Origin of the sequence: Agromyces albus, from assembly GCF_004134825.1 — a bacterium.
Taxonomy (GTDB): domain Bacteria; phylum Actinomycetota; class Actinomycetes; order Actinomycetales; family Microbacteriaceae; genus Agromyces; species Agromyces albus.
The window spans coordinates 1-20,672 of sequence record NZ_SDPN01000039.1; the positions used below are offsets into that span (position 1 = coordinate 1).

The window sequence follows — 20,672 nt, forward strand, 5'->3', positions numbered from 1 at the left end:
ATCGACGACGGTGGAGCGCCCGTGCGGCAGCGCGAGGGCCGGCCGGCCGGCCGGTCGCCGCGAGCTCCGCGGCCCTCGCTCGAACCGACCCATCGCGAGTGCCACGGGCACGACGGCCATCGCCGCGACGGTGAGCCAGATCGGCCGGGTCGCCCACCACTCGAGGCTCAGCGGCTCGGGCAGCGGCACGCCGAGCGTCGACTCCGCGACGAGGCTCGCACCCGCGAGCGCGATGAGCACGGGCATGTGCCACAGGTAGACCGTCATGGCGCGCTCGCCGACGGCGGAGACGAGCCGCGAGGCATCCGGTCCATCGGTCACGGCACGCAACCGCGGTCGCACGAGTTGGAAGAGCGCGAGCTGGGCGATGCCGAGCACGACGAGGCACACCGTGGGCGGATTGAGGTTCTCGAGCATGTCGACGTCGTAGGGACCGATCACGGTGAGCACCGCGAGGAAGGCGAGCGACCCGGCGGCCACCGCGCCGAGGGTGCTGCGCCGAACGCGGTCGATCCCGCCGTCGGCGAGCCAGAAGCCGAGCTGCTGCACGAGCAGCCACACGAGGAGCAGGTTCACGAACCCGATCCCCTCGATGCCGGTCGCCATTCGCACGACGTCGACCGATACGACCGCAGCGAGCAGTGCTACGGGGGTGAGCACCCGGGCCCGTTCATGCGCCCGCACGAGCAGCGGCACGAGCGCCGAGGTCGCAACGTAGACGCCGAGGAACCACAGCGGCTGGCCGATGCGGAACCCCGCGGTCGCGACGATGTCCGCCGGCATCCCCGACATCGCGAGGGCGATGAGCGCCACGGCGACGACGACGACGAGCGCGATCGCCGGGCGCACGAGCCGCTCGAGCCGGGCACGCACGTACTCGCTGCTGCTCGCCCCTCGCGCCCGCATCGACTGCCAGTGGCGATAGCTCGAGAAGCCGCCCGCGATGAAGAAGAGCGGCATGATCTGCACGACCCAGCTGACCGGGCCGAACCACGCCTGGCCCTCGAGGGCGTTCTGGAGGATCGGGCCGTCGGGGCCGACGCTCACGCCGACCATCATCGCGTGCAGGGCGAACACCGCGACGAGCAGCACGACCCGGATCGCGTCGATGCTGGAGTCCCGGTGAACCCTGCTGGGGGCGGATGTCGCGAGGGGGCGTGCGAGCGTGTCGGTCATGACCGGGTCCCTTCCTGGCGGTTTCCTCCGCCCATGAGGGCAGGTTAGGAACGTGGTACCGGTGAGCCCATCACCCCGGGGAGCCGTTCCCGACCCCTACCCGGGTAGGGGTGGGCGCGCCTTCTCGAGCGGACCGAGGGCTTTACGCGACGGCCTCGCAGGACGACGCTGGGGTGGACGACTCAGGCGGGCGGTCCGCTTCGTCGGGGAAGAGGGCGCCATGGCCGACGCGACAGCACTCAGGAGCAAGTCGTTCGAGTGGGTCGATCCGCTCGCGATCGCTCACCAGGTGGTCGGCATGAGCGGCCTCGAGTACCTGCACGCGGTGCGCGACGGGACGGCGGCGTGGCCGCCGATGGGAGTGCTCATGAACTTCGAGCTGGCCGAGGCCGAACGCGGGCGCGTGGTCATCACGTGCACCCCTGGTGAGGAGCACTACAACCCGCTCGGCATCGTGCACGGCGGACTGCTGTGCACGCTGCTCGACACGGTCATCGGCTGCGCGACGCACACGACGCTCGAGCGAGGCACCGGGTACACGTCGATCGAGCTCAAGGTCAGCTACCTGCGGCCGGTCACGCTCGAGACCGGCCCGCTGACGGGCACGGGAACCGTCACGAAAGACGGACGACGCGTGGTCTTCGCCGAGGGCACCGTGACCGACGATGACGGCAACCTCGTCGCGACCGCGTCGAGCTCGCTGCTGGTGCTGTCGCCGCGGTGATCGAGGATCGGGGTCAGGATCCGGGTCAGGATCCGGGCTGCACGAGCCCGGTGTCGTACGCGAGCACGACGGCGTGCACGCGATCGCGCAGCCCGAGCTTCTGCAGCACCTTGCTCACGTGCGTCTTCACCGTCTGCTCTGCGATGAAGAGCGCCGCGGCGATCTCGGAGTTCGACAGGCCGCGGCCCACGAGGGTGAGCACTTCGCGTTCACGTTCGGTGAGCGCGGCGAGCCGGGTGCCCGACGGCCGCGGCGGCGGCCCCGACCGGGCGAAGTCCTCGATGAGGCGACGGGTCACGCTCGGGGCGAGGAGCGCATCTCCGCCGGCGACGATGCGCACGGCGGCCACGAGCTCTTCAGGGGTCGCGTCCTTCAGGAGGAACCCGCTCGCGCCGGCGCGCAGCGCTTCGTAGACGTAGTCGTCGATGTCGAACGTCGTGAGCATGAGCACGCGCGGCACGTAGTCGGAACTGCGCGGCGGGGTCTGCAGGGCGCGAGTCGCCTCGATGCCGTTCTGGAGCGGCATCCGCACGTCCATGACGACGACGTCGGGACGCAGGCTCTGTGCGAGCGAGACCGCCTCGACGCCGTCGGCAGCCTGGCCGACGACCTCGATGCCCGGTTGCGCCGCGAGCACCGCGGCGAAGCCGGCTCGCACCATCGCCTGGTCGTCGGCGATCAGCACGGAGATCGTCACGCCATTCCTCCGTCGGGCTCGAGCGGCAAGGTCGCGAGCACCCGGAATCCGCCCCCGGGCTGCTCGCCGAACTCTATGCTCCCACCGAGCAGCGCCGCTCGCTCGCGCATGCCGATGAGCCCCTGGCCGCCGTCGCCCTTCACGTCGAGCGCCGCAGCATCCGGTGACGCGTCGTTCTCGATGCCCACGACGAGATCGCCCGCGAGCACTTCGGCCGACACGTGCGTGGCGGCCCCGGGTGCATGCCGCACGACGTTGCTGAGCGCCTCCTGCACGATGCGATATGCGGCGGTCGCCGCGAGTCCGCCCTCGGGCAGTCGATCGCCGAGCACGAGGGTCACGGGAACTCCGGCGCGTTCGACGGATGCCGCAAGTGCGGGCAACTCGGCGAGACCGGGCTGCGGCGCGGTGTCGGCCGCGGCATCCGCGCTCCTCAGCACGCCGAGGAGTTGGCGCATCTCGGCCATCGCGGTGCGTGCGGAGGTCGCGATCTCGGCGAACTCGGCTCGCGCGCCGTCGCTCAGCCCCTCGACGCGATAGGGCGCACTCGTGGCCTGCACGTGGATGATCGAGAGCCCGTGCGCGACCACGTCGTGGAGCTCGCGGGCGATGCGGGTGCGTTCCTCGACGAGGATGCGGCGCTGCTGCTCGTCGGCGGAGTGCGCACGCTCGCGGAACAGCTCGACGCCGATCACCCGTCGTTGCGCGATCGCCACGGCGACCGCGAGCGCCAGGGCGGTGATCGCGGCTCCCGTCACGGCGTTGCCCGCGGCACCCGCATCGACGAACCCGAAGGGTGCGGTGACGAGCATGGTCGCCGCCCAGGCGGCGAGTCCCTGCCACCACGGCGTGAGGAGTCCGAGCACGACGAGGAGCGCGCCCTGCCCGATGATCGCCGTCACCGGCCACGGCCACGGCGCCCCGTCGGAGCCGGCCGAGAGCAACGCGAACGCGAGGAGGCCTGCGGTCGCGAGGCCGATCGCGAGCCAGGGCAGCCGTATCGCGAGCGGGATCGCCGCCGAGAGCAGGAGGCTCGTGCCGAACGCCGCGAGGAGGTGCACCCCGTAGACGGTCGCGGCGAGCGGTACCGACACGGTGAAGAGCATGAAGGCGAGCAGCGACGTGGTCACCCACATCCACGCGCGGAACTGGCGCTCTTCGTCGGCGCGGTCGACCGCCCCTGCGGCGACCTGCGCGCGCGTCGGTCGCGGCACTCGCGGCACTCGCGGCGGCTTGGGCGGCTGTGGCAGCTTGGGCGGCTGGGGCGCCGTGGGAACGGCGCGCTGGTCGGTGTTCTGGCTCTCGTCCATCGTGCGAGTCACTCTTCCACGCGGCATCCGGAGCTGCATCCCTCCGCCGAACCATTCCGCGGCAGTACCGGGGTAGGGGCTCGGCGAGGTCGGATCACTCGTCGGGCGGCAGCGCCGTCTCCGCCGGCCGCGCGAGTCCGTCGACCGCGGTGTCGGCGCGCATCGCCGCCGAGTCGCGGATGTCGCGGGCCCGCTGCTCGCGGTTCTTCTCGATGAGCCGGTCGTCGCGCAGTGGCAGCTGCACGTGCTCCTCGGCGAGGATGCCGGCGCGAAGCTGGCGGGCGCGCTCCACCTCGGTGTCGAGCACCGCCCCGAACATCATCGCGAGATTCGACAGCCACACCCACAGGAGGAACGCGATGATCCCGCCCACGACGCCGAACGTGCGCTGGTAGCCGCCGAATCCGAAGACGTAGAGCCAGAACAGCGCCGTCGTGACGATCCAGGCGAGCAGCGCGCCCACTGCGCCGACACTGAGCCAGCGGAAGTTGCGGCGCTTCACGTTCGGCCCCGCCCAGTAGAGCACCGCGATCACGAGGATCGCGACGCCGACGAGCACGGGCAGCTTCGCGAGGTCCCACCAGAGCACGACGCCCTCGTCGATACCGATCACGCGAGCGAGCGAGTCCGCCACGGGCCCGCTCACGATGAGCGCGAAGGCCACGATCGCGCCGAGCACGACGATCAACGCCGAGACGCCGATCATCGTGGGTCGCATCTCCCAGAACGGACGTCCCTCGCCGACGCCGTAGATGCGGTTCATGCCCCGGCCAAACGCGCCGACGAAGCTCGATGCCGCCCACACGACGCCGACCAGTCCCGTGATGAAGGCGAGCGCAGCGTTCGAGGCGTTCACGAGCTGCTCGAGCGGCTCGCGCAATGCCTCCGCGACGGATTCCCCGCCGAGATCCCCGATCACCTCGAGCGCGTTCTCGGCGCCGGCTTCGGCGCTGCCGAAGATGCCGACGGTCGCGAGCGTCGCGAGGAGCGCGGGGAAGACCGCGAGCACCGCGTAGTAGGTGAGCGCGGCCGCCAGGTCGTACACCTGGTTGATGCGGTACTCGTGCACCGTGCGCCTGAGGATGACGCGCCAGTCGTCGCGCGACAGCTCGGCAGGTGAGTCGTTGTCGGACATCGTGGTGCTCCCGGGTCGGCTGGCTGAGCCGAGCCTACGACTCGCCCCCCGAACCGTGGCAGGGGTTGCGCTTGGCGTCAGTCGAGGTGCGCGTGCAGGAAGGCCGCGACGCGAGCCCGCAGCGCCTCGTCGAGGATTCCGATCGAGTGGGCCGTCCCGGGCACCACGGCGAGCTCGACCGGCACGCCGGCTGCGGCGAGCGCTGCAGCGAACCGGGTGGACTGGCCGAGCGGAACGGACTCTGCGTCGGCGTGCCCGATGAAGACCGGCGGGTCGCTCGGGTCGATTCGCATGCCCGGCGAGGCATCCAACGCCTGTGGGCACGCCTCGGGGCTTGCCCCCGGCTCGCAACCGAGATATTCGCCGACAATCGTGCGCAGCCAATCGGATGCCGCGTCGGCCTCGAGCTCGGCCGCGCCGAGCCCGACCGGGCCCGAGAGCTCGGCCACCGCGGCGACGCGCGACCCCTCGTCGAGCGCGCCCTCGCCGGTCATGCCGAGCAGCGCCGCGAGATTGCCGCCCGCCGAGCCGCCGAACGCGCCGATGCGCTCGGGGTCGATGCCGAACCGCTCGACCTGCTCGGGCGCGCGCAGCCACTCGACGGCGAGCGCCACGTCGTCGATCGCTGCCGGGAAGCGCGCGTCGGGCACGAGCCGGTAGTTGACGGATGCCGCGACGAACCCCTCGCTCGCGAGCCAGAGGCACACGTTGCGCCAGTCGGCGTTGGCCTTGTCGCCGCGTGCCCAGCTGCCGCCGTGGATCGAGACCACCGCTGGGCGCGCTTCGCCGAGCACGCTCTCGGGCGGGCTGCAGACGTCGAGGGTGAGCAGCGTTCCGTCGTCGCGCACGCCGTATTCGAGGTCGGCGTCGACGACGAGGTTGCCCGGAGGCGTGAAGGTGCGGATGCCGATGACGGCCGAGCCGATGACCTCGCTCGCGGCATCCGTGCCCTTGGGAGATATCTCACGCAGCTCGGTGTGGAATCCGGAGAGCATGATGACGCCCGTGATGACGGCTGCAGCCGTGACGACCGACGCGATCCGCCTGGCGCGGATGCCGGGGCCGCCTGCCATTCGGGTCGAGGTCACACCGGTCTCCGTGTTCAGGGGTGGAGTGATGCTACCTCAGGTTCTCTGCGGCGGATGCATCACCGCAGCACGGCCTCAGTACTCGGCCCGGCGCGGAAGGGTCGGGCCCGATCACATCGGGGTGATCGGCTCCTCGGGGTTCGGTGCGAGCGGTTCCTCAGGGTTGGGCGCGAGCGGCTCCTCGGGCCCGGCGGGCCCGGGCTCGACGGGCTCGGGCCTCGTGGGGACGGGGTTCGGATTCGTGGGGTCGGGGTACGGCAGGTTGGGATCGGTCGGGTCGGGGTTCGGCAGGTTCGGATCGGTCATGGCTGCTGCTCCTTCTGCTTCTTCGCTGATGCGTGCGACGCTACGCCGTCGCCTCGCTCACGGCTACAGGAGGGTCAGAAACGGTCGATCTCGGCACGCGCCGGGATGAGGTCGTCGTCGGTGACCTGCCGAACCACCCGGCACGGGGTTCCGACGGCGACGGTCATGGGTGGGATGTCGCGGGTCACGACACTGCCGGCGCCGATGACGGCGCCGTATCCGATCGTGACGCCGGGAAGCACGACGACGTTGCTGCCGATCCAGACCTTGTCCTCGATGACGATGGGGGCGGAGAACCGTCGGAAGTCGACGCGCAAGTCAGGGTGCACGGGATGCCCCGTCGTCGTCAGCGTGACGCTCGGCGCGATCATGACCCCGTTTCCGATCCGGATCTCGACGTCGTCGACGAAGGTGAGGTTGACGTTGCCGAAGAAGTCGTCGCCGATATACACATTGCTTCCGAATCCCGCGTGGAACGGGGAGAGCAGCACGGTTCGGGCACCCACCGATCCGAGAATCGCCTCGAGGAGTGACCGGCGTCCTTCCGTGTCGCTCGGACGCGTCTGGTTGTAGTCGAAGATCAGGTCGGTGCGGCGTCGTGGGTTCTGGAAGGAGGCCTCCGATTCCGTGTAGAGCAGGCCCCGTCGAATTCTCTCGAGTACTTCGTCGTGCCGATCTGTCATGCGCTTCTCCCTCTGCTCTTCGCGTCGGATGCCTCGTGCGGGCGTTCTCCCAGCGACATCCGCTATTCTGAGACGGTCGGTTCTGGACACCGCGCCGTGCGCGGATGGGTTTGTGAGTCTTGAGGGCCGGTTTCGCAGCAATCAGCTGTGGATAGTCACCGTATGTGAACGGCCCCGGTCGACGATGTTCCGGGTTCTCAGTGTGCTGCGCCGCAGGCGCTGCCATGTACTCAAGTACAACCCAGGAAGTCATCATGCCCAAGAACAAGAAGCCCGCCGGTGGTAGGCCCGCCAAGAACTTCGATCCTTCGTACGCGAAGGGTGGACACAAGGGACCCGTGCGCCACACAGCCGCCGGAGCCTCGAAGCCCGGCTCGCGCAGCGCCGGACACCGCGGCTACCGCCCCGCCGAAGAGGAAGCTCCTCGCAAGGCGCGCTGGTCTGCTGAAGAGCGCGTGGCCACCGGTCGCGCACCGCACCGCGCCGAGCGCGAGGGCCGTGAGCCCGCCGCCGACCGCCCCGCGCGTCGATCCGACCGCGACGACCGCGCTCCTCGCTCGAACGACCGCAACGACCGCGCACCCCGTTCATACGACCGCGGAGACCGCCCGGCCCGCTCTTACGACGACCGTGCCCCGCGCTCGAACGACCGCGGCGACCGCCCGGCTCGTTCGTACGACGACCGTGCCCCTCGTCGCGACCAGGGCGACCGCCCTGCTCGTTCGTTCGATCGCAAGGACCGCCCGGCGGGCTCCTACGATCGCCCCGACCGCGCCCCGCGTTCGCATGACCGCGATGACCGTGCGCCTCGTCGCGACCAGGCCGACCGCCCTGCTCGCTCGTTCGATCGTGCCGACCGGCCCGCGCGCTCGTTCGATCGCGCCGACCGCCCCGCGCGCTCGTTCGATCGCGCCGACCGGCCTGCTCGTTCGTACGATCGTGACGACCGTGCGCCGCGCCGTGACTCCGACCGTGCCGGCTTCAAGCCGTCCGAGCGTCGCGAGTCGAGCTTCTACCCCGCCAAGCAGCCCGGCGAGCGATTCGATCGGGCCGACGACGTCGTGCTCGAGCGCCTCGAGGCCGATGCCATCCAGGCCGAAGCGGTCGACGGCGTGAGCTTCGGCGACCTCGGGCTCGGCGGCAACGTCGTGCGCGCGCTCAAAGACCTCGGTGCCGACGCGCCGTTCCCGATCCAGGCCGCGACCATCCCGGTCGTGCTCGAGGGTCGCGACGTGCTCGGCCGTGGCAAGACCGGTTCGGGCAAGACCATCGCCTTCGGTGCTCCCACCGTCGAGCGCCTCATGAAGCTGTGGTCCGACAGCGGCAAGGCCGGCGGCAAGCGCCAGATGGGTCGCAAGCCCCGCGCGCTCATCCTCGCGCCGACCCGCGAGCTCGCGCTCCAGATCGACCGCACGGTGCAGCCGATCGCGCAGAGCGTCGGCCTCTTCACCACGCAGATCTACGGCGGCGTGCCCCAGCAGCGCCAGGTCGGCGCGCTCCAGCGCGGCGTCGACATCGTGATCGGCACCCCGGGCCGCATCGAAGACCTCATCGAGCAGCGCCGACTCGACCTCAGCGAGGTCGTCATCACGGTCATCGACGAGGCCGACCACATGTGCGACCTCGGCTTCCTCGAGCCGGTGCAGCGGATCCTCCGCCACACCGCCGCGGGCGGCCAGAAGCTGCTCTTCTCGGCGACCCTCGACAAGGGCGTCGCCGCGCTCGTCGAGGAGTTCCTCGTCAAGCCCGCCGTGCACGAGGTCGCGGGTGAAGACCAGGCGTCCTCCACGATCGCGCACAGCGTGTTCATCATCGAGAACCACGAGAAGCGCGACATCGTCGCCAAGCTCGCCGACCGCAACGGCAAGACCCTCGTGTTCGCACGCACGCGTGCGTTCGCCGACGACCTCGTCGAGCACCTCGAGGACCGCGGCATCCGTGCCGTGTCCCTCCACGGCGACCTCAACCAGTCGCGCCGCACGCGCAACCTGCAGCAGCTCACGAGCGGCCGCGTGAATGTGCTGGTGGCCACGGATGTCGCAGCCCGCGGCATCCACGTCGACGACATCGACCTCGTGGTCCAGGCCGACGCGCCCGACGAGTACAAGACCTACCTGCACCGCTCCGGCCGCACCGGCCGCGCGGGCAAGGAGGGTCGTGTCGTCACGCTCATCCCCAAGCAGCGCCAGCGCCGCATGACCGAGCTGCTCGACCGCGCCGAGATCGAGGTCGACTTCCAGCGCGTCTCCATCGGTGACGACCTGGCGGGCGAGCTCACTCGCTGAGGCTGATCCACTGAGCGGCTGATCACCTGAACGAAGGCCCGCATCCTGTCTGGATGCGGGCCTTCGTCATGTGCCCGACTACTCGACCGCGGGCGCGATGCTCGCGAGCAGGTCGAAGACGGCGCGCAACTCGGTCGCGCTGATGGGGGGCGCGGCGACGCTCGCGCCGATGACGAGCAGGTGCGGCACGAGCGCGGCGATGCGTGCGCGCTCGCCGGGCCCGAGGATGGCGACCCAGCGTGCCTCGATCGCTGCGAGGCGCGCAGCGTCGACTCGTTCGAGGGCGGCGAGGGCATCGGCATCCGCGAACGCCCACGCCCTGACGGCGCGCTCGAGTGGAACGTCGAAGAGCGAGTCGAGCACTTCGGGCAACCGCGTGAGCGCCTCGAGCGCGGTTGCCTCGACGAGGTCTGCATCGACTCGGCGCAGGGCTTCGGTGGCATCGGACTCGAAGCGCTCGAGGAGCGCGAGCCGGTACTGACCCGCTCCCGAGAAGTGGTGGTGGAACGAGCCCTTCGTGAGGCCGAGGTGTCGTGCAATGCGGTCGATGCGCACGCCGTCGATGCCGTCTGCCCTGAGCGCCTCGATACCGGCCTCGATCCAGCGTTCTCGTGCTTCCATGCTTGACCGTACCATACGGTATGGTATGTTGATCGACATGACACTCCTTCCCGATCCGGTCTGGCCGGTCGTCGTCCTGGCAGTGATCTCGTTCGTCGATGCCCTGCTCTGCCTGCGTCCGGTACCCTTCATCGCGAAGTGCTTCGACGACGTGGGGTTCCCGCGCCGCTACTGGTGGATGATGCCGCCCATCAAGTTCGCGGCCGCCGCGGGACTGGTCGCCGGAATCTGGGTCCCGTTCCTCGGGCTCATCACGACCGTGGCGCTCGTGGTGTACTTCTGCGTCGCGATCAGCATGCACATTCGCGCGCGCGACTTCGGGCGCAATCTCTTCCTCAACGCCACTGGAATGCTCGTGCTGTGCGTCGCGACGCTCGTGTGGAGCTTCCTCGCCTGACGTCGGTCACCGACTCGTGAGAGACGACGCCTGCCTCCCGCGGTACACCGCCGTGCGCAGTTCCGTCGCCCAGACGTCGCGCCGCGGCATCCGCAGCTGCTCTGCGACCGCGATCTCGGCCTCGATGTCGTACGGCACCCGTACGAACTGGATTCCGAACGGCGCCGGCGCCGCGGCATCCGTCGCGCCCTCCAGGATCACGTACGACGGCGTCGGCTCGTCGAGCGGGTTGCCCACGCTTCCGATGTTGAAGAGCGTGCGCCCCTCGGACGACTCGATGTAGGCGTCGTGGATGTCTGCGTATCCGACGACGTCGGGCTCGGGGCCGGCGCCCGTCATCTCGGTGTTTCGGAACATCGCCGCGAACTGCTCAGGGGTGTGATGGCGGTGCACCCGGACGTGCGGGCTCTCCGCGGACGCGTGGAAGAGCCGGATGCGCCGCCCGCTCATCACGAGGTCGAGGCTCAGCGGCAGCGCGCCGAGCCAGGCGAGCGATTCGGTCGAGAGCTCGTCACGCCACCACACCATCTCCTCCGGGTCGTCGTCGCCGATGGTGCGGAGGAAGTCGTCCCAGTTGCCGCGGATGCTCGTCTCGCACGCCTGGCGGCAGCGCTCGACCGCCGCTTCGCCGCGCGGACCCTTGCCGGCGGTGTCGCCGAGATTGATGATGCGATCGATCCCGCGATGTGCGATATCGGCGAGCACGGCCTCGAGGGCCGTGAGGTTGCCGTGGACATCGGAGATCAACGCGATGCGGTCGAGGGTCACCGGATAATTCTGGCATCGCGGCGAAACACCGTCTCGCGCGGTCGCGAGTGGCGCGCGGGGCATCCGTTTGCCATAATTACTTCCTGAACGGTCGGTCACTAATTCCGGGCGTGCGGATGCCGCGAACCCCCGCCTACGCTGGGTGCAGCGTTCCACTACAGACAGTGCGGTCAGGAGTGGCAGTACCTATGAACAGCAACATGGCGGAGGCCTACCTCGTCGGCGGAGTGCGAACTCCGGTCGGGCGCTACGGCGGAGTGCTCGCGAGCGAGCGACCCGATGACCTCGCGGCGCTCGTCGTCGGCGAGGTTGTGCGGCGGGCGCAACTCGATCTCGCGGGCGAGCTCGGCGCGATCGACGAGGTCATCCTCGGCGCCGCCAACCAGGCCGGCGAAGACAATCGCAACGTCGCACGCATGGCCGTGCTGCTCGCCGGGCTTCCCGACGAGGTGCCCGGTATCACGGTCAATCGCCTGTGCGCCTCGAGCATGTCGGCGATCACGATGGCCGCGCAGGCGATCCGCGCCGGTGACTCGCATCTCATCGTGGCCGGCGGCGTCGAGTCGATGACGCGCGCACCGTGGGTGCAGGCGAAGCCCGAGAAGGCGTGGGCCCGCCCTGGCGCGACGCACGACACGTCGATCGGCTGGCGTTTCCCGAACCCCGAGCTCCTCGCGCGCGACAAGGCGACGTACTCGATGCCCGAGACCGCCGAAGAGGTCGCTCGCATCGACGGGATCACGCGTGAGGAGGCCGACGCGTTCGCGCTGCGCTCGCAGCAGCGCGCCCTCGCGGCCATCGCGGGCGGGCGGTTCGAAGCTGAGATCGTCGGCGTGCAGACGGCGCGCGGCGAGGTGCTCGTCGACGAGGGTCCGCGTCCCGAGACGACGCTCGAGGTGCTCGCCGGACTGCGACCGGTCGTGCCGGGAGGCTCGGTGGTCACGGCGGGCAATTCGAGCGCGCTGAACGACGGGGCATCCGCGATCCTCGTGGCGAGCGGCGAGGCCGTGGAGCGCTACGGGCTCACGCCTCGTGCCCGCGTGGTCGTCGGCACGAGCGCGGGACTCGCCCCTGAGATCATGGGCCTCGGGCCCGTGCCCGCCACCGAGAAGGCCCTCGAACGCGCCGGGATCGACCTCGACGAGATCGGCTCGATCGAGCTCAACGAGGCGTTCGCCACCCAGTCCATCGCCGTGATGCGCCGGCTCGGGCTCGACCCCGCGCTCGTGAATGCCGACGGCGGGGCGATCGCCCTGGGGCATCCGCTCGGCTCCTCGGGCGCACGTCTCGTCGTGACACTGCTCGGCCGCATGGAGCGCGAGGGCTCGCGCTACGGGCTCGCGACCATGTGCGTCGGCGTCGGCCAGGGCACCGCACTCATCGTGGAGCGCGTGTCGTGAGCAACCCGGCGCCGATGCGGCGGTTCGACGATCCCGACGCCCCGATCCTCATCGAACGGTTCGACGACCGGGTCGTCGCGACGCTCAATCGCCCCGCGGTGCGCAACGCGATCGACCAGGCCACGATCGACGAGCTGCACGTACTGTGCGCCGAGCTCGAGGCGATCCCGCGCACCCTCATCGTGACGGGCGGGGGCGGCGTGTTCGCGTCGGGCGCCGACATCGCCGAACTCCGAGAACGGCGAGCGGATGACGCGCGCGCTGGTATCAACGCCCGCGCCTTCATTCGCGTGGCCGAACTGCCCATGCCCGTCATCGCCGCGATCGACGGCTACGCGCTCGGCGGCGGCGCCGAGTTCGCCTACGCGGCCGACATCCGCATCGCGACGCCGTCGGCGAAGATCGGCAACCCAGAGACCGGGCTCGGCATCATCGCTGCTGCCGGTGCGAGCTGGCGCCTGAAGGAGATCGTGGGCGACGCGCGCGCGATCGAGCTGCTGCTCACCGGGCGCACGGTCGACGCCGAGGAGGCGCTCGCCATCGGGCTCGTGAGCGCGGTGCATCCGGCCGACGAACTGCTCGTCGCGGCGCACGTGATCGCCGACCGCATCGCGCGGAACGACCGCGCGGCGACGATCGCGACGAAGCGTGTATTCCGCGCGGCGCGGTCGGATCACCCCGAGGTGGACCTCGAGGCGCAGGCCGCGCTGTTCGAGCGCCCCGAGAAGTATCGGCGCATGAGCGAGTTTCTGGAGAGGAAGCGGGAGCGGTGAGCGAGGAGCGGGGTGCGCAAGGTGAGTGGGGTGGTTTCGATACGCGGCCGGCTGCGCCGGGCGCTACTCAACCACCGGAGCCAGAGGCGCCCGGGGTGCCGGGGGATGTCGGGGTGCTCGGCGGCGGACGCATGGGCGCGGGCATCGCGCACGCGTTCCTCGTCGCGGGCTCGCGCGTCACGGTGGTCGAGCGCGACACGGATGCCGCGAGTGCGGCCGTCGGTCGCGTGCGCGAGTCCGTCGAGGCATCCATCGCCCGAGGCACGATCGACGAGAGCTCGGCCGTCGTCGCCTCGCGCTTCGCCACGAGCACCGACGTCGCCGACTTCGCGCGCTGCGCGCTCGTGATCGAAGCCGTGCCCGAAGACCTCGAGCTGAAGATCGACGCGCTCACTCGCGTCGAGTCGGTGCTCGCCCCAGGCGCGGCGCTCGCGTCGAACACCTCGTCGATCTCGATCGACCAGCTCGCCGCACTCCTCGAGCGACCCGGCCGATTCCTCGGCATGCACTTCTTCAACCCCGTGCCGGCGTCGACGCTCGTCGAGATCGTGCGCGGTGAGGCGACCGACGGCACGCTCGTCGCCGAGGCGCGCGAATGGGTGCACGCGATCGGCAAGACCCCGATCGTCGTCGCGGATGCCCCGGGCTTCGCGTCGAGCCGGCTGGGCGTCGCGCTCGGGCTCGAGGCGATCCGCATGCTCGAAGACGGTGTCGCGAGCGCGGAGGACATCGACGCGGCCATGACACTCGGCTACAAGCATCCGCTCGGTCCGCTGCGCCTCACCGACATCGTGGGGCTCGACGTGCGGCTCGGCATCGCCGAGTACCTCTCGAACTCGCTCGGCGAACGCTTCGCACCTCCCGCGCTGCTGCGCCGGATGGTCGCCGAGGGCAAGCTCGGCCGCAAGACCGGCGAGGGCTTCTACCTGTGGGACGCGCCGTGAACGGACGCGCCGTGAAAGGAATGGCGATGACCGAGATCCTGCCGAGCTACGTGAAGGGCGAATGGTGGACGCCGGATGCCGCAGCCGGCGCATCCGCCCACGAGGTGCGCGATGCGTCGACCGGCGAGCTCGTCGCCCGCGTGAGCACCGAGGGACTCGACCTGCCCGGAGCGCTCGAGTATGCGCGCACGGTCGGGCACGCGAGTCTCGGCGAGCTCACGTTCCACCAGCGTGCCGTGCTGCTCAAGCAGATGGCGGTCGCGCTCTCCGAGCGCAAGCCCGAGCTCTACGAGCTCTCCGTGCGCTCGGGCGCGACGCAGCAGGACTCGTGGGTCGATATCGACGGCGGCATCGGGGTGCTCTTCACGTACTCGTCGAAGGGTCGCCGCGAGCTGCCGAACAGTCGCGTCTACGTCGACGGCGCCGTCGAGAGCCTCTCGAAAGACGGCTCATTCCTCGGACGGCATATCTACACGAGGCTTCCCGGCGTGGCCGTGCAGATCAACGCATTCAACTTCCCGGTGTGGGGTTCGCTCGAGAAGTTCGCGCCTGCCTTCCTCGCGGGCATGCCGACCCTTGTGAAGCCCGCGACGCCCACGGGCTACGTGGCCGAGGGGTACGTGCGCATCCTCGTCGAGTCGGGCCTGTTGCCCGAGGGTTCGCTGCAGCTCGTCTCGGGCAGCGTGCCCGACCTCTTCGACCACTTGCGGCTCGGCGACCTCGTGGCCTTCACCGGATCCGCCTCGACCGCCGAGCGGCTGCGCACGCACGAGTCGGTGCAGACGGGCGGCGTTCGGTTCACCGTCGAGACCGACTCGATCAACGCGAGCGTGCTCGGCACCGACGCCGTCGCGGGCACTCCCGAGTTCGACGCGTACGTCAAGCAGCTCGTCGTCGAGATGACGTCGAAGGCGGGGCAGAAGTGCACGGCGATCCGTCGCGCGATCGTGCCCGACGCATCCGTCGACGACGTGATCGAAGCGGTGCGCGCCCGAATCGCCGAGCGCGTGGTGCTCGGCGACCCCCGCGCCGAGGGCGTCACCATGGGCCCGCTCGCCTCGAAGGCGCAGCAGGAGGAGGTGCTGCGCCAGGTCGGCAAGCTCACGGCCGCGGGCGGTGAGCTCGTCATCGGATCGACGGATGCCCCCACGGTGACCCTCGCCCACGGCACGGCCAGCGTGGCCTCCAACGGCGCCTTCGTCGCGCCCATGCTGCTGCGATTCGCGGATGCCACGGCGCCGGCCGTGCACGAGGTCGAGGCGTTCGGACCGGTCGCGTCGATCATCGGCTACTCCTCGCTCGACGAGGCGTCCGCGCTCGTCGCGCGGGGCGGCGGCTCGCTCGTGACGAGCGTCGCTACGCACGACCCCGAGGTCGCGATGCGGCTCGCGAGCGGCATCGCCGCGTACAACGGGCGCGTGCTGTTCCTCGACCGCGATGACGCGCGATCGTCGACGGGCCACGGTTCGCCCGTGCCGCACCTCGTGCACGGCGGGCCCGGGCGCGCCGGCGGGGGCGAGGAGCTCGGCGGCATCCGCGCGGTGCTCCACCACATGCAGCGCACCGCGGTGCAGGGCTCGCCCGAGATGCTCACGGCGCTCACGGGCGTGTGGCATCAGGGCGCGGCTGCGCGGTCGGGCGGCGAGCACCCGTTCCGCAAGTCCCTTGCGGAGCTGAAGATCGGCGACCAGGTCGTGTCGGGGTCGCGCACGGTCACGCTCGAGGACATCGAGACGTTCGCGGCCTTCACGGGCGACACGTTCTATGCACACATGGATGAGGCCGCGGCATCCGCGAACCCGTTCTTCCCCGGCCGTGTCGCGCACGGCTACCTGCTCGTCTCGTGGGCGGCCGGTCTCTTCGTGGATGCCGCGCCGGGCCCCGTGCTCGCGAACTCGGGCCTCGAGAACCTGCGGTTCGTTACGCCCGTGTCGCCGGGCGACTCGATCCGTGTCGAGCTCACGGCGAAGCAGATCACGCCGCGCGAAACCGACGACTACGGCGAGGTGCGCTGGGACGCGGTGCTGCGCAACCAGAACGACGAGCTCGTGGCGTCGTACGACGTGCTGACGCTCGTGGCGAAGGAGCTCGAGCCGGCCGGAGCGTAGCCGATCGACAGCGGGCTCACCTCGTGAGCGCCTCGATCGCGCTCACGAATCGCGCCGCGAGGTAGGCGTAGCCGGCGTCATTGAGGTGGAGCCCGTCGCCGACATCGAATCGGTCGGTGTTGCCCGCGTTGATCCACGGTCGCGGCTCGGAGGGGTCGATGAAGACGGCGCCGGACGCGATCGCAGCAGTGCGGATGGTCTCGAGGTTCCTGAGGTTGTGGTCGCTCGCCGTCGGCGCGGTCGGACCGAACACGATGACGGCAGCGCTCGGCCACTCCCGTTGGGCCGTCTCGATGGCGGCGTGCACCCTGGCGGATTCCACCGACGAGTCGACAGCCCAGTCGTTGAGCCCGCCCTGCAGGACGATCACGTCGTACCGCTCGTCGTTCCGCGCGTGCGCTTCGAGCCGCGGCCCGAAGTCGAGGCCGGCCCGCCCGTCGGTCGCGAGGTCTTTCGTGAAACCCGTTCCGCCGACCCCGTCGATCGTGGCGTGCCACCCGAGCGTGCCCGCCGCGATACTCGCCCAGCCCGCGCCGGGGCTGCTCGCCCCGAACGCCTCGGTGAAGGAGTCCCCGATGATGAGCGCGGCGGCATCCTGCAGAATGCCGCGATGGTCGGGTGAGTCGATGGCCGCCTCGTCGAGAACGCCGCCGGCAGAACCGGCTGGCGGTGAGGTCGGACCGACCGGTGGACGTGCGGCCTCGGTCGGTGATGAGGTCGCGGCATCCGTTCCGCGAGCGGCAGGCGCCTCGGCTATGGGGCCGCAGCCGCTCAGCAACGCCATGCACACGACCGACGAAGCCGCGATCGACCGCACGCGCCGAAGCCGCGTCTTCCCCTGCAGTTCCATCGACCCCGATGGTATCGGGGCCGCTGAAACGGATGGGTGATCGTGGTCTGATATTCTCGCCGTTCCGCTGTCCCCCGAATGCGGTTCGCCCCTACACGATCGGTATCGAGATGGATCATTCGCGCTTGCGCGCCCTCGATGGACTGCGTGGAATCGCCGCGCTGATCGTGCTCGTGCACCACTCATTGCTCGTCGTCCCGGCCCTCGCCGCGCCATACTTCGGGCAGGTCGACATCGGCGGATGGGCTGGATTGCTCGTCAACACGCCCCTCCACCTGCTGTGGGCGGGTACCGAGGCGGTCTACCTCTTCTTCATCCTCTCGGGCCTGGTGCTCGCCTTCAGCGTGAAGTCGGGATCGTTCACCTGGTCGTCGTACTTCCCCTCTCGCTTCGCGCGGCTGTACCTTCCGGTCTTCGGTGCGGTGGTGCTCGGCGCGATCGTGATCTGGGCCACGCCGACGTTCGACGCGGCAGACAGCCTCTGGGTGCGAAACCGGCCCGAGCAGTACGAGCTCCGCGAACTGCTGGCCGACCTTACGTTGCTCGGAGGGCCCTCGAACGCCATCACGCCGCTCTGGTCGTTGCAGTTGGAGCTGCTGTTCTCGGCGCTCCTGCCGCTCTACATCTATGCGTCGCGACGGGTCACTCCGGTGCTGCAGATCGCCGTCTACCTGGCCCTCGCCACGCTCGGCGCGTATGCGGCGGTGAGCTCGCTCACGTACCTGCCCATGTTCGGCATCGGCGTGGCGCTCGCCTCCCTGTGGCCTCGGATATCGAGTGGCCTGTCGCGCCTTCCTGCGCGCTTCAGCGCACTGGGCTGGTCGCTCACGCTGATCGCCGCGGTGCTGATGACGACGTCGCACTGGATGCTGCGACCCGTGTTGCCCACGGAACTGGCGGGCGCCGTGACGTTGCCGATCGTCCTCGTCGGAATCTGCGGAATCATCATCGCCGCCGTGCATGCCCCGCTGCTGCGCGCGCTGCTCTCGAGCAGGCCGTTCGCGTTCCTCGGCCTGATCTCGTTCAGCCTGTACCTGATCCATGAACCGATCGTCGTCGCCCTGTCTCAAGTGGTCGCCGCGCCGATCGTCACCGTCTTCGTCGCCGTTCCGTTCTGCATCGCCGTGGCCACGGTGTTCTGGTACCTCGTGGAGCGGCCCTCGCATCGCCTCTCGCGCCGCATCCGTGCCGGCGTCGACTCGGAGCTGCGGCTCGCGGCGTACACGTCGACGGGGTCGACCGGTGGAGGTGCTGCGTCGTCTCAGCCGCGGAGCGCGAGCACGAACGGCAGCACGTCGGTCGCGCCGGCCTTCCGAAGGTAGCGGGCGGCGACGGTGAGGGTCCACCTGCTGTCGGCCTGGTCGTCGACGAGCAGCACCCCGCTCGAGGGCACGTCGAGGCCCTCGGCGCTGAAGCGATCCCAGAGCCCCGCGAGACGGAAGGCGCTGTTGCCGCCGGGCTGGCCGGTGGGGCCGCCGTTGGCGTGGGCGAGCGCGCCGAGATAGGGCAACCGCCCGACGTCCGCGAGGCCCCTCGCGAGTGAGTCGACGAGCTCAGGCCGCGAGCGCGACGGCATCGAGACGACCGCGACCGGACGCTCAGCCCAGCCCCAATCGGCGAGCACGCGGACGCACGCGCCGAGCACGTGCGGCGGCACGGGGCCGTCGGGGGTTCCCGGCGCGAACAGCTCGCGCAGCGTGCCGCCCCAGCCGAGGTCGGTGAGGCGGGCGAGCGCTCGCCCCTCGCCAGCTTGCTCGCCGGGATCGATGCGGCCCTTCACCGGAACGCCGAGCCGGTCGGCGCCGGTCGGCCACTGGCGGCGCGGTTCGATCGGCACGCCGACGCGGTCGAGCGACGCGGCGGCCGTCGCGCTCGCGGATGCCGCGATCTCGCGGGGGTACCAGATGCCTGCGCAGTTGTCGCAACGGCCGCAGGGCGCTGCCGTCTCATCGTCGAGGGAGCGCTGGAGGAACTCCATGCGGCATCCGCCGGTCTGCTCGTACTCGATCATGTGCTGCTGTTCGGCTTCGCGCTCGGCGGCGATGCGTCGGTAGCGCTCCGCGTCGTAGACCCACGGAACCCCGGTGGAGACCCAGCCGCCCTGCACTCGCTTCACGGCACCGTCGACGTCGAGCACCTTGAGGAGCAGTTCGAGCGGCGTGCGGCGGATGTCGACCATCGCTTCGAGCGCCGGTGTGGAGAGCGGCACGTCGGAGAGCGCCGCGATGACGCGCTCGGCGCGGTCTTGGTCGGGCATCGAGGCGGTCGCGAAGTAGTGCCAGATGTCGGGGTCTTCGGTGCCGGGCAGGAGCAGCACGTCGGCGCTCTCGCTCGCGCGACCCGCGCGGCCGACCTGCTGGTAGTAGGCGACGGGCGACGAGGGCGCTCCCAAGTGGAGCACGAAGCCGAGGTCTGGCTTGTCGAAGCCCATGCCGAGCGCGCTCGTCGCGACGAGCGCCTTGACCTCGTTGCGCTTCAGCATGCCCTCGGACTCGGTGCGCTCGTCGGTGTCGGTCTGCCCCGTGTAGGCGCGCACCTCGTGGCCGCGCTCGCGCAGCAGCCGCGCGGTGTCGACCGCCGCCGCGACCGTCAGCGTGTAGATGATGCCCGAACCGGGGAGGTCGTCGAGGTGGCTGAGGAGCCACGCCAATCGGCTCGGCGAGTCGGGCAGCCGCAGCACGCCGAGGCGGAGCGACGTGCGGGCGAGCGGGCCGCGGATCGTCACGACGCCTTCGCCCGGGTCGGTGCCTGTCTCGCCGTGAGGGGCGGCGGTGCCGAGTTGCTCGGCGACATCCGCGACGACCCTGCTGTTGGCGGTCGCCGTCGTGGCGAGCACCGGCACCTCGGCGGGCATCTGCGAGATGAGGTCGCGAAGCCGCCGGTAGTCGGGCCGGAAGTCATGGCCCCAGTCGCTGATGCAGTGCGCCTCGTCGACGACGAGCATGCCGATGCGGCGCACGAGCGCCGGCAGTTGCTGTTCGCGGAAGGCCGGGTTGTTCAGTCGCTCGGGCGAGACGAGGAGCACGTCGACCTCGTCGCGGTCGAGTTGCTGCTGCACCTCGGCCCACTCGTGCGGATTCGTCGAGTTGATGGCCACCGCTCGCACGCCGGCGCGCTCGGCGGCGGCGATCTGGTCGCGCATGAGTGCGAGCAGTGGCGAGACGAGCACGGTCGGCCCGGCGCCCTGCCGGCGCAGCAGCAGGGTCGCGACGAAGTAGACCGCCGACTTGCCCCAACCGGTGCGCTGCACGACCAGCGCTCGCCGACGCCCTTCGACGAGCGACTCGATCGCCTCATACTGCCCGTCGTGGAACGCGGCGTCGTCACGGCCCACGAGTTCGCGCAGCGCCAGGAGTGCGGCAGCGCGCGTGTCGGCTGATGGTGCGGCGAGGGTCATGCCCCCACTC

19 protein-coding genes are annotated in these 20,672 nt (G+C 70.4%); 8 read left to right on the forward strand and 11 right to left on the reverse strand.

The genetic code is table 11. The features are described 5' to 3' along the window. The coding region (locus ESP51_RS16175) for an acyltransferase family protein (protein WP_164990557.1) at nucleotides 1–1,176 on the reverse strand (1,176 nt) is incomplete at its 3' end. A gap of 220 nt (nucleotides 1,177–1,396) precedes the next feature. Between ESP51_RS16175 and ESP51_RS16180 the strand changes: the two genes are divergently transcribed. Then, nucleotides 1,397–1,900 (forward strand): PaaI family thioesterase, encoded by a 504-nt coding sequence (locus ESP51_RS16180; protein WP_129521933.1) that lies wholly within the window; start codon nucleotides 1,397–1,399, stop codon nucleotides 1,898–1,900. Nucleotides 1,901–1,925: 25 nt separating this feature from the next. Here ESP51_RS16180 and ESP51_RS16185 read toward each other — a convergent pair whose 3' ends face one another. The 6 genes from ESP51_RS16185 to ESP51_RS16210 all read right to left on the reverse strand — a co-directional run bounded on the left by ESP51_RS16185 (nucleotide 1,926) and on the right by ESP51_RS16210 (nucleotide 7,119). Beyond that, nucleotides 1,926–2,597 (reverse strand): response regulator, encoded by a 672-nt coding sequence (locus ESP51_RS16185; protein ID WP_129521934.1) that lies wholly within the window; start codon nucleotides 2,595–2,597, stop codon nucleotides 1,926–1,928. Continuing rightward, nucleotides 2,594–3,907 carry a sensor histidine kinase gene (locus tag ESP51_RS16190; RefSeq protein WP_164990558.1) on the reverse strand — a complete coding sequence of 438 codons (1,314 nt, stop codon included), beginning with the start codon at nucleotides 3,905–3,907 and terminating at the stop codon, nucleotides 2,594–2,596. The genes ESP51_RS16185 and ESP51_RS16190 overlap by 4 nt, the downstream gene beginning before the upstream one ends. Before the next feature lie 94 nt (nucleotides 3,908–4,001). Further along, complete coding sequence (locus ESP51_RS16195; RefSeq protein WP_129521936.1) at nucleotides 4,002–5,042, reverse strand: YihY/virulence factor BrkB family protein; 1,041 nt, start codon at nucleotides 5,040–5,042, stop codon at nucleotides 4,002–4,004. A gap of 77 nt (nucleotides 5,043–5,119) precedes the next feature. Then, nucleotides 5,120–6,130: an alpha/beta hydrolase gene (locus ESP51_RS16200; RefSeq protein WP_129521937.1), complete on the reverse strand. Its 1,011-nt coding sequence runs from the start codon at nucleotides 6,128–6,130 to the stop codon at nucleotides 5,120–5,122. A 111-nt stretch (nucleotides 6,131–6,241) separates the two neighbouring features. After that, nucleotides 6,242–6,436, reverse strand: coding sequence for a hypothetical protein (locus ESP51_RS16205; RefSeq protein WP_129521938.1), 195 nt, complete (start codon nucleotides 6,434–6,436; stop codon nucleotides 6,242–6,244). Between the two features lie 74 nt (nucleotides 6,437–6,510). Next, the gene (locus tag ESP51_RS16210; protein ID WP_129521939.1) at nucleotides 6,511–7,119 is read right to left on the reverse strand and encodes a sugar O-acetyltransferase; all 609 of its coding nucleotides are present in this window, start codon (nucleotides 7,117–7,119) and stop codon (nucleotides 6,511–6,513) included. A gap of 254 nt (nucleotides 7,120–7,373) precedes the next feature. Between ESP51_RS16210 and ESP51_RS16215 the strand changes: the two genes are divergently transcribed. Next, nucleotides 7,374–9,404 carry a DEAD/DEAH box helicase gene (locus ESP51_RS16215; protein WP_129521940.1) on the forward strand — a complete coding sequence of 677 codons (2,031 nt, stop codon included), beginning with the start codon at nucleotides 7,374–7,376 and terminating at the stop codon, nucleotides 9,402–9,404. A gap of 78 nt (nucleotides 9,405–9,482) precedes the next feature. Here the strand turns inward: ESP51_RS16215 and ESP51_RS16220 are convergent, their stop codons facing one another. Next, a complete protein-coding gene (locus ESP51_RS16220) occupies nucleotides 9,483–10,025 on the reverse strand; it encodes a TetR/AcrR family transcriptional regulator (protein WP_164990559.1) in 543 nt (180 codons plus the stop codon). A gap of 37 nt (nucleotides 10,026–10,062) precedes the next feature. Here ESP51_RS16220 and ESP51_RS16225 point away from each other — a divergent pair, with 37 nt between their 5' ends. Further along, the gene (locus ESP51_RS16225; protein ID WP_129521942.1) at nucleotides 10,063–10,422 is read left to right on the forward strand and encodes a DoxX family protein; all 360 of its coding nucleotides are present in this window, start codon (nucleotides 10,063–10,065) and stop codon (nucleotides 10,420–10,422) included. Nucleotides 10,423–10,428: 6 nt separating this feature from the next. Here ESP51_RS16225 and ESP51_RS16230 read toward each other — a convergent pair whose 3' ends face one another. After that, nucleotides 10,429–11,190 (reverse strand): metallophosphoesterase family protein, encoded by a 762-nt coding sequence (locus tag ESP51_RS16230; RefSeq protein ID WP_129521943.1) that lies wholly within the window; start codon nucleotides 11,188–11,190, stop codon nucleotides 10,429–10,431. A 200-nt stretch (nucleotides 11,191–11,390) separates the two neighbouring features. Between ESP51_RS16230 and ESP51_RS16235 the strand changes: the two genes are divergently transcribed. From ESP51_RS16235 to paaZ, 4 genes are all read left to right on the forward strand, one after another. Then, complete coding sequence (locus tag ESP51_RS16235; protein WP_129521962.1) at nucleotides 11,391–12,590, forward strand: acetyl-CoA C-acyltransferase; 1,200 nt, start codon at nucleotides 11,391–11,393, stop codon at nucleotides 12,588–12,590. Nucleotides 12,591–12,604: 14 nt separating this feature from the next. After that, nucleotides 12,605–13,363, forward strand: a complete 759-nt coding sequence (locus tag ESP51_RS16240; protein WP_129521963.1) for an enoyl-CoA hydratase/isomerase family protein — start codon at nucleotides 12,605–12,607, stop codon at nucleotides 13,361–13,363. A gap of 95 nt (nucleotides 13,364–13,458) precedes the next feature. After that, nucleotides 13,459–14,307 (forward strand): 3-hydroxyacyl-CoA dehydrogenase family protein, encoded by an 849-nt coding sequence (locus tag ESP51_RS16245; RefSeq protein ID WP_277871088.1) that lies wholly within the window; start codon nucleotides 13,459–13,461, stop codon nucleotides 14,305–14,307. A gap of 26 nt (nucleotides 14,308–14,333) precedes the next feature. Then, on the forward strand, nucleotides 14,334–16,415 hold the full coding sequence (gene paaZ / locus ESP51_RS16250; protein ID WP_129521944.1) for a phenylacetic acid degradation bifunctional protein PaaZ: 2,082 nt from the start codon (nucleotides 14,334–14,336) through the stop codon (nucleotides 16,413–16,415). A gap of 16 nt (nucleotides 16,416–16,431) precedes the next feature. Here the strand turns inward: paaZ and ESP51_RS16255 are convergent, their stop codons facing one another. Continuing rightward, a complete protein-coding gene (locus tag ESP51_RS16255; RefSeq protein ID WP_164990560.1) occupies nucleotides 16,432–17,265 on the reverse strand; it encodes an SGNH/GDSL hydrolase family protein in 834 nt (277 codons plus the stop codon). Nucleotides 17,266–17,375: 110 nt separating this feature from the next. Here ESP51_RS16255 and ESP51_RS16260 point away from each other — a divergent pair, with 110 nt between their 5' ends. Further along, complete coding sequence (locus ESP51_RS16260; RefSeq protein ID WP_206737331.1) at nucleotides 17,376–18,587, forward strand: acyltransferase family protein; 1,212 nt, start codon at nucleotides 17,376–17,378, stop codon at nucleotides 18,585–18,587. Here ESP51_RS16260 and ESP51_RS16265 read toward each other — a convergent pair. Then, nucleotides 18,527–20,662: a RecQ family ATP-dependent DNA helicase gene (locus ESP51_RS16265; protein WP_129521946.1), complete on the reverse strand. Its 2,136-nt coding sequence runs from the start codon at nucleotides 20,660–20,662 to the stop codon at nucleotides 18,527–18,529. The two genes, ESP51_RS16260 and ESP51_RS16265, sit on opposite strands and share 61 nt — an antisense overlap. Nucleotides 20,663–20,672 lie beyond the last annotated feature (10 nt).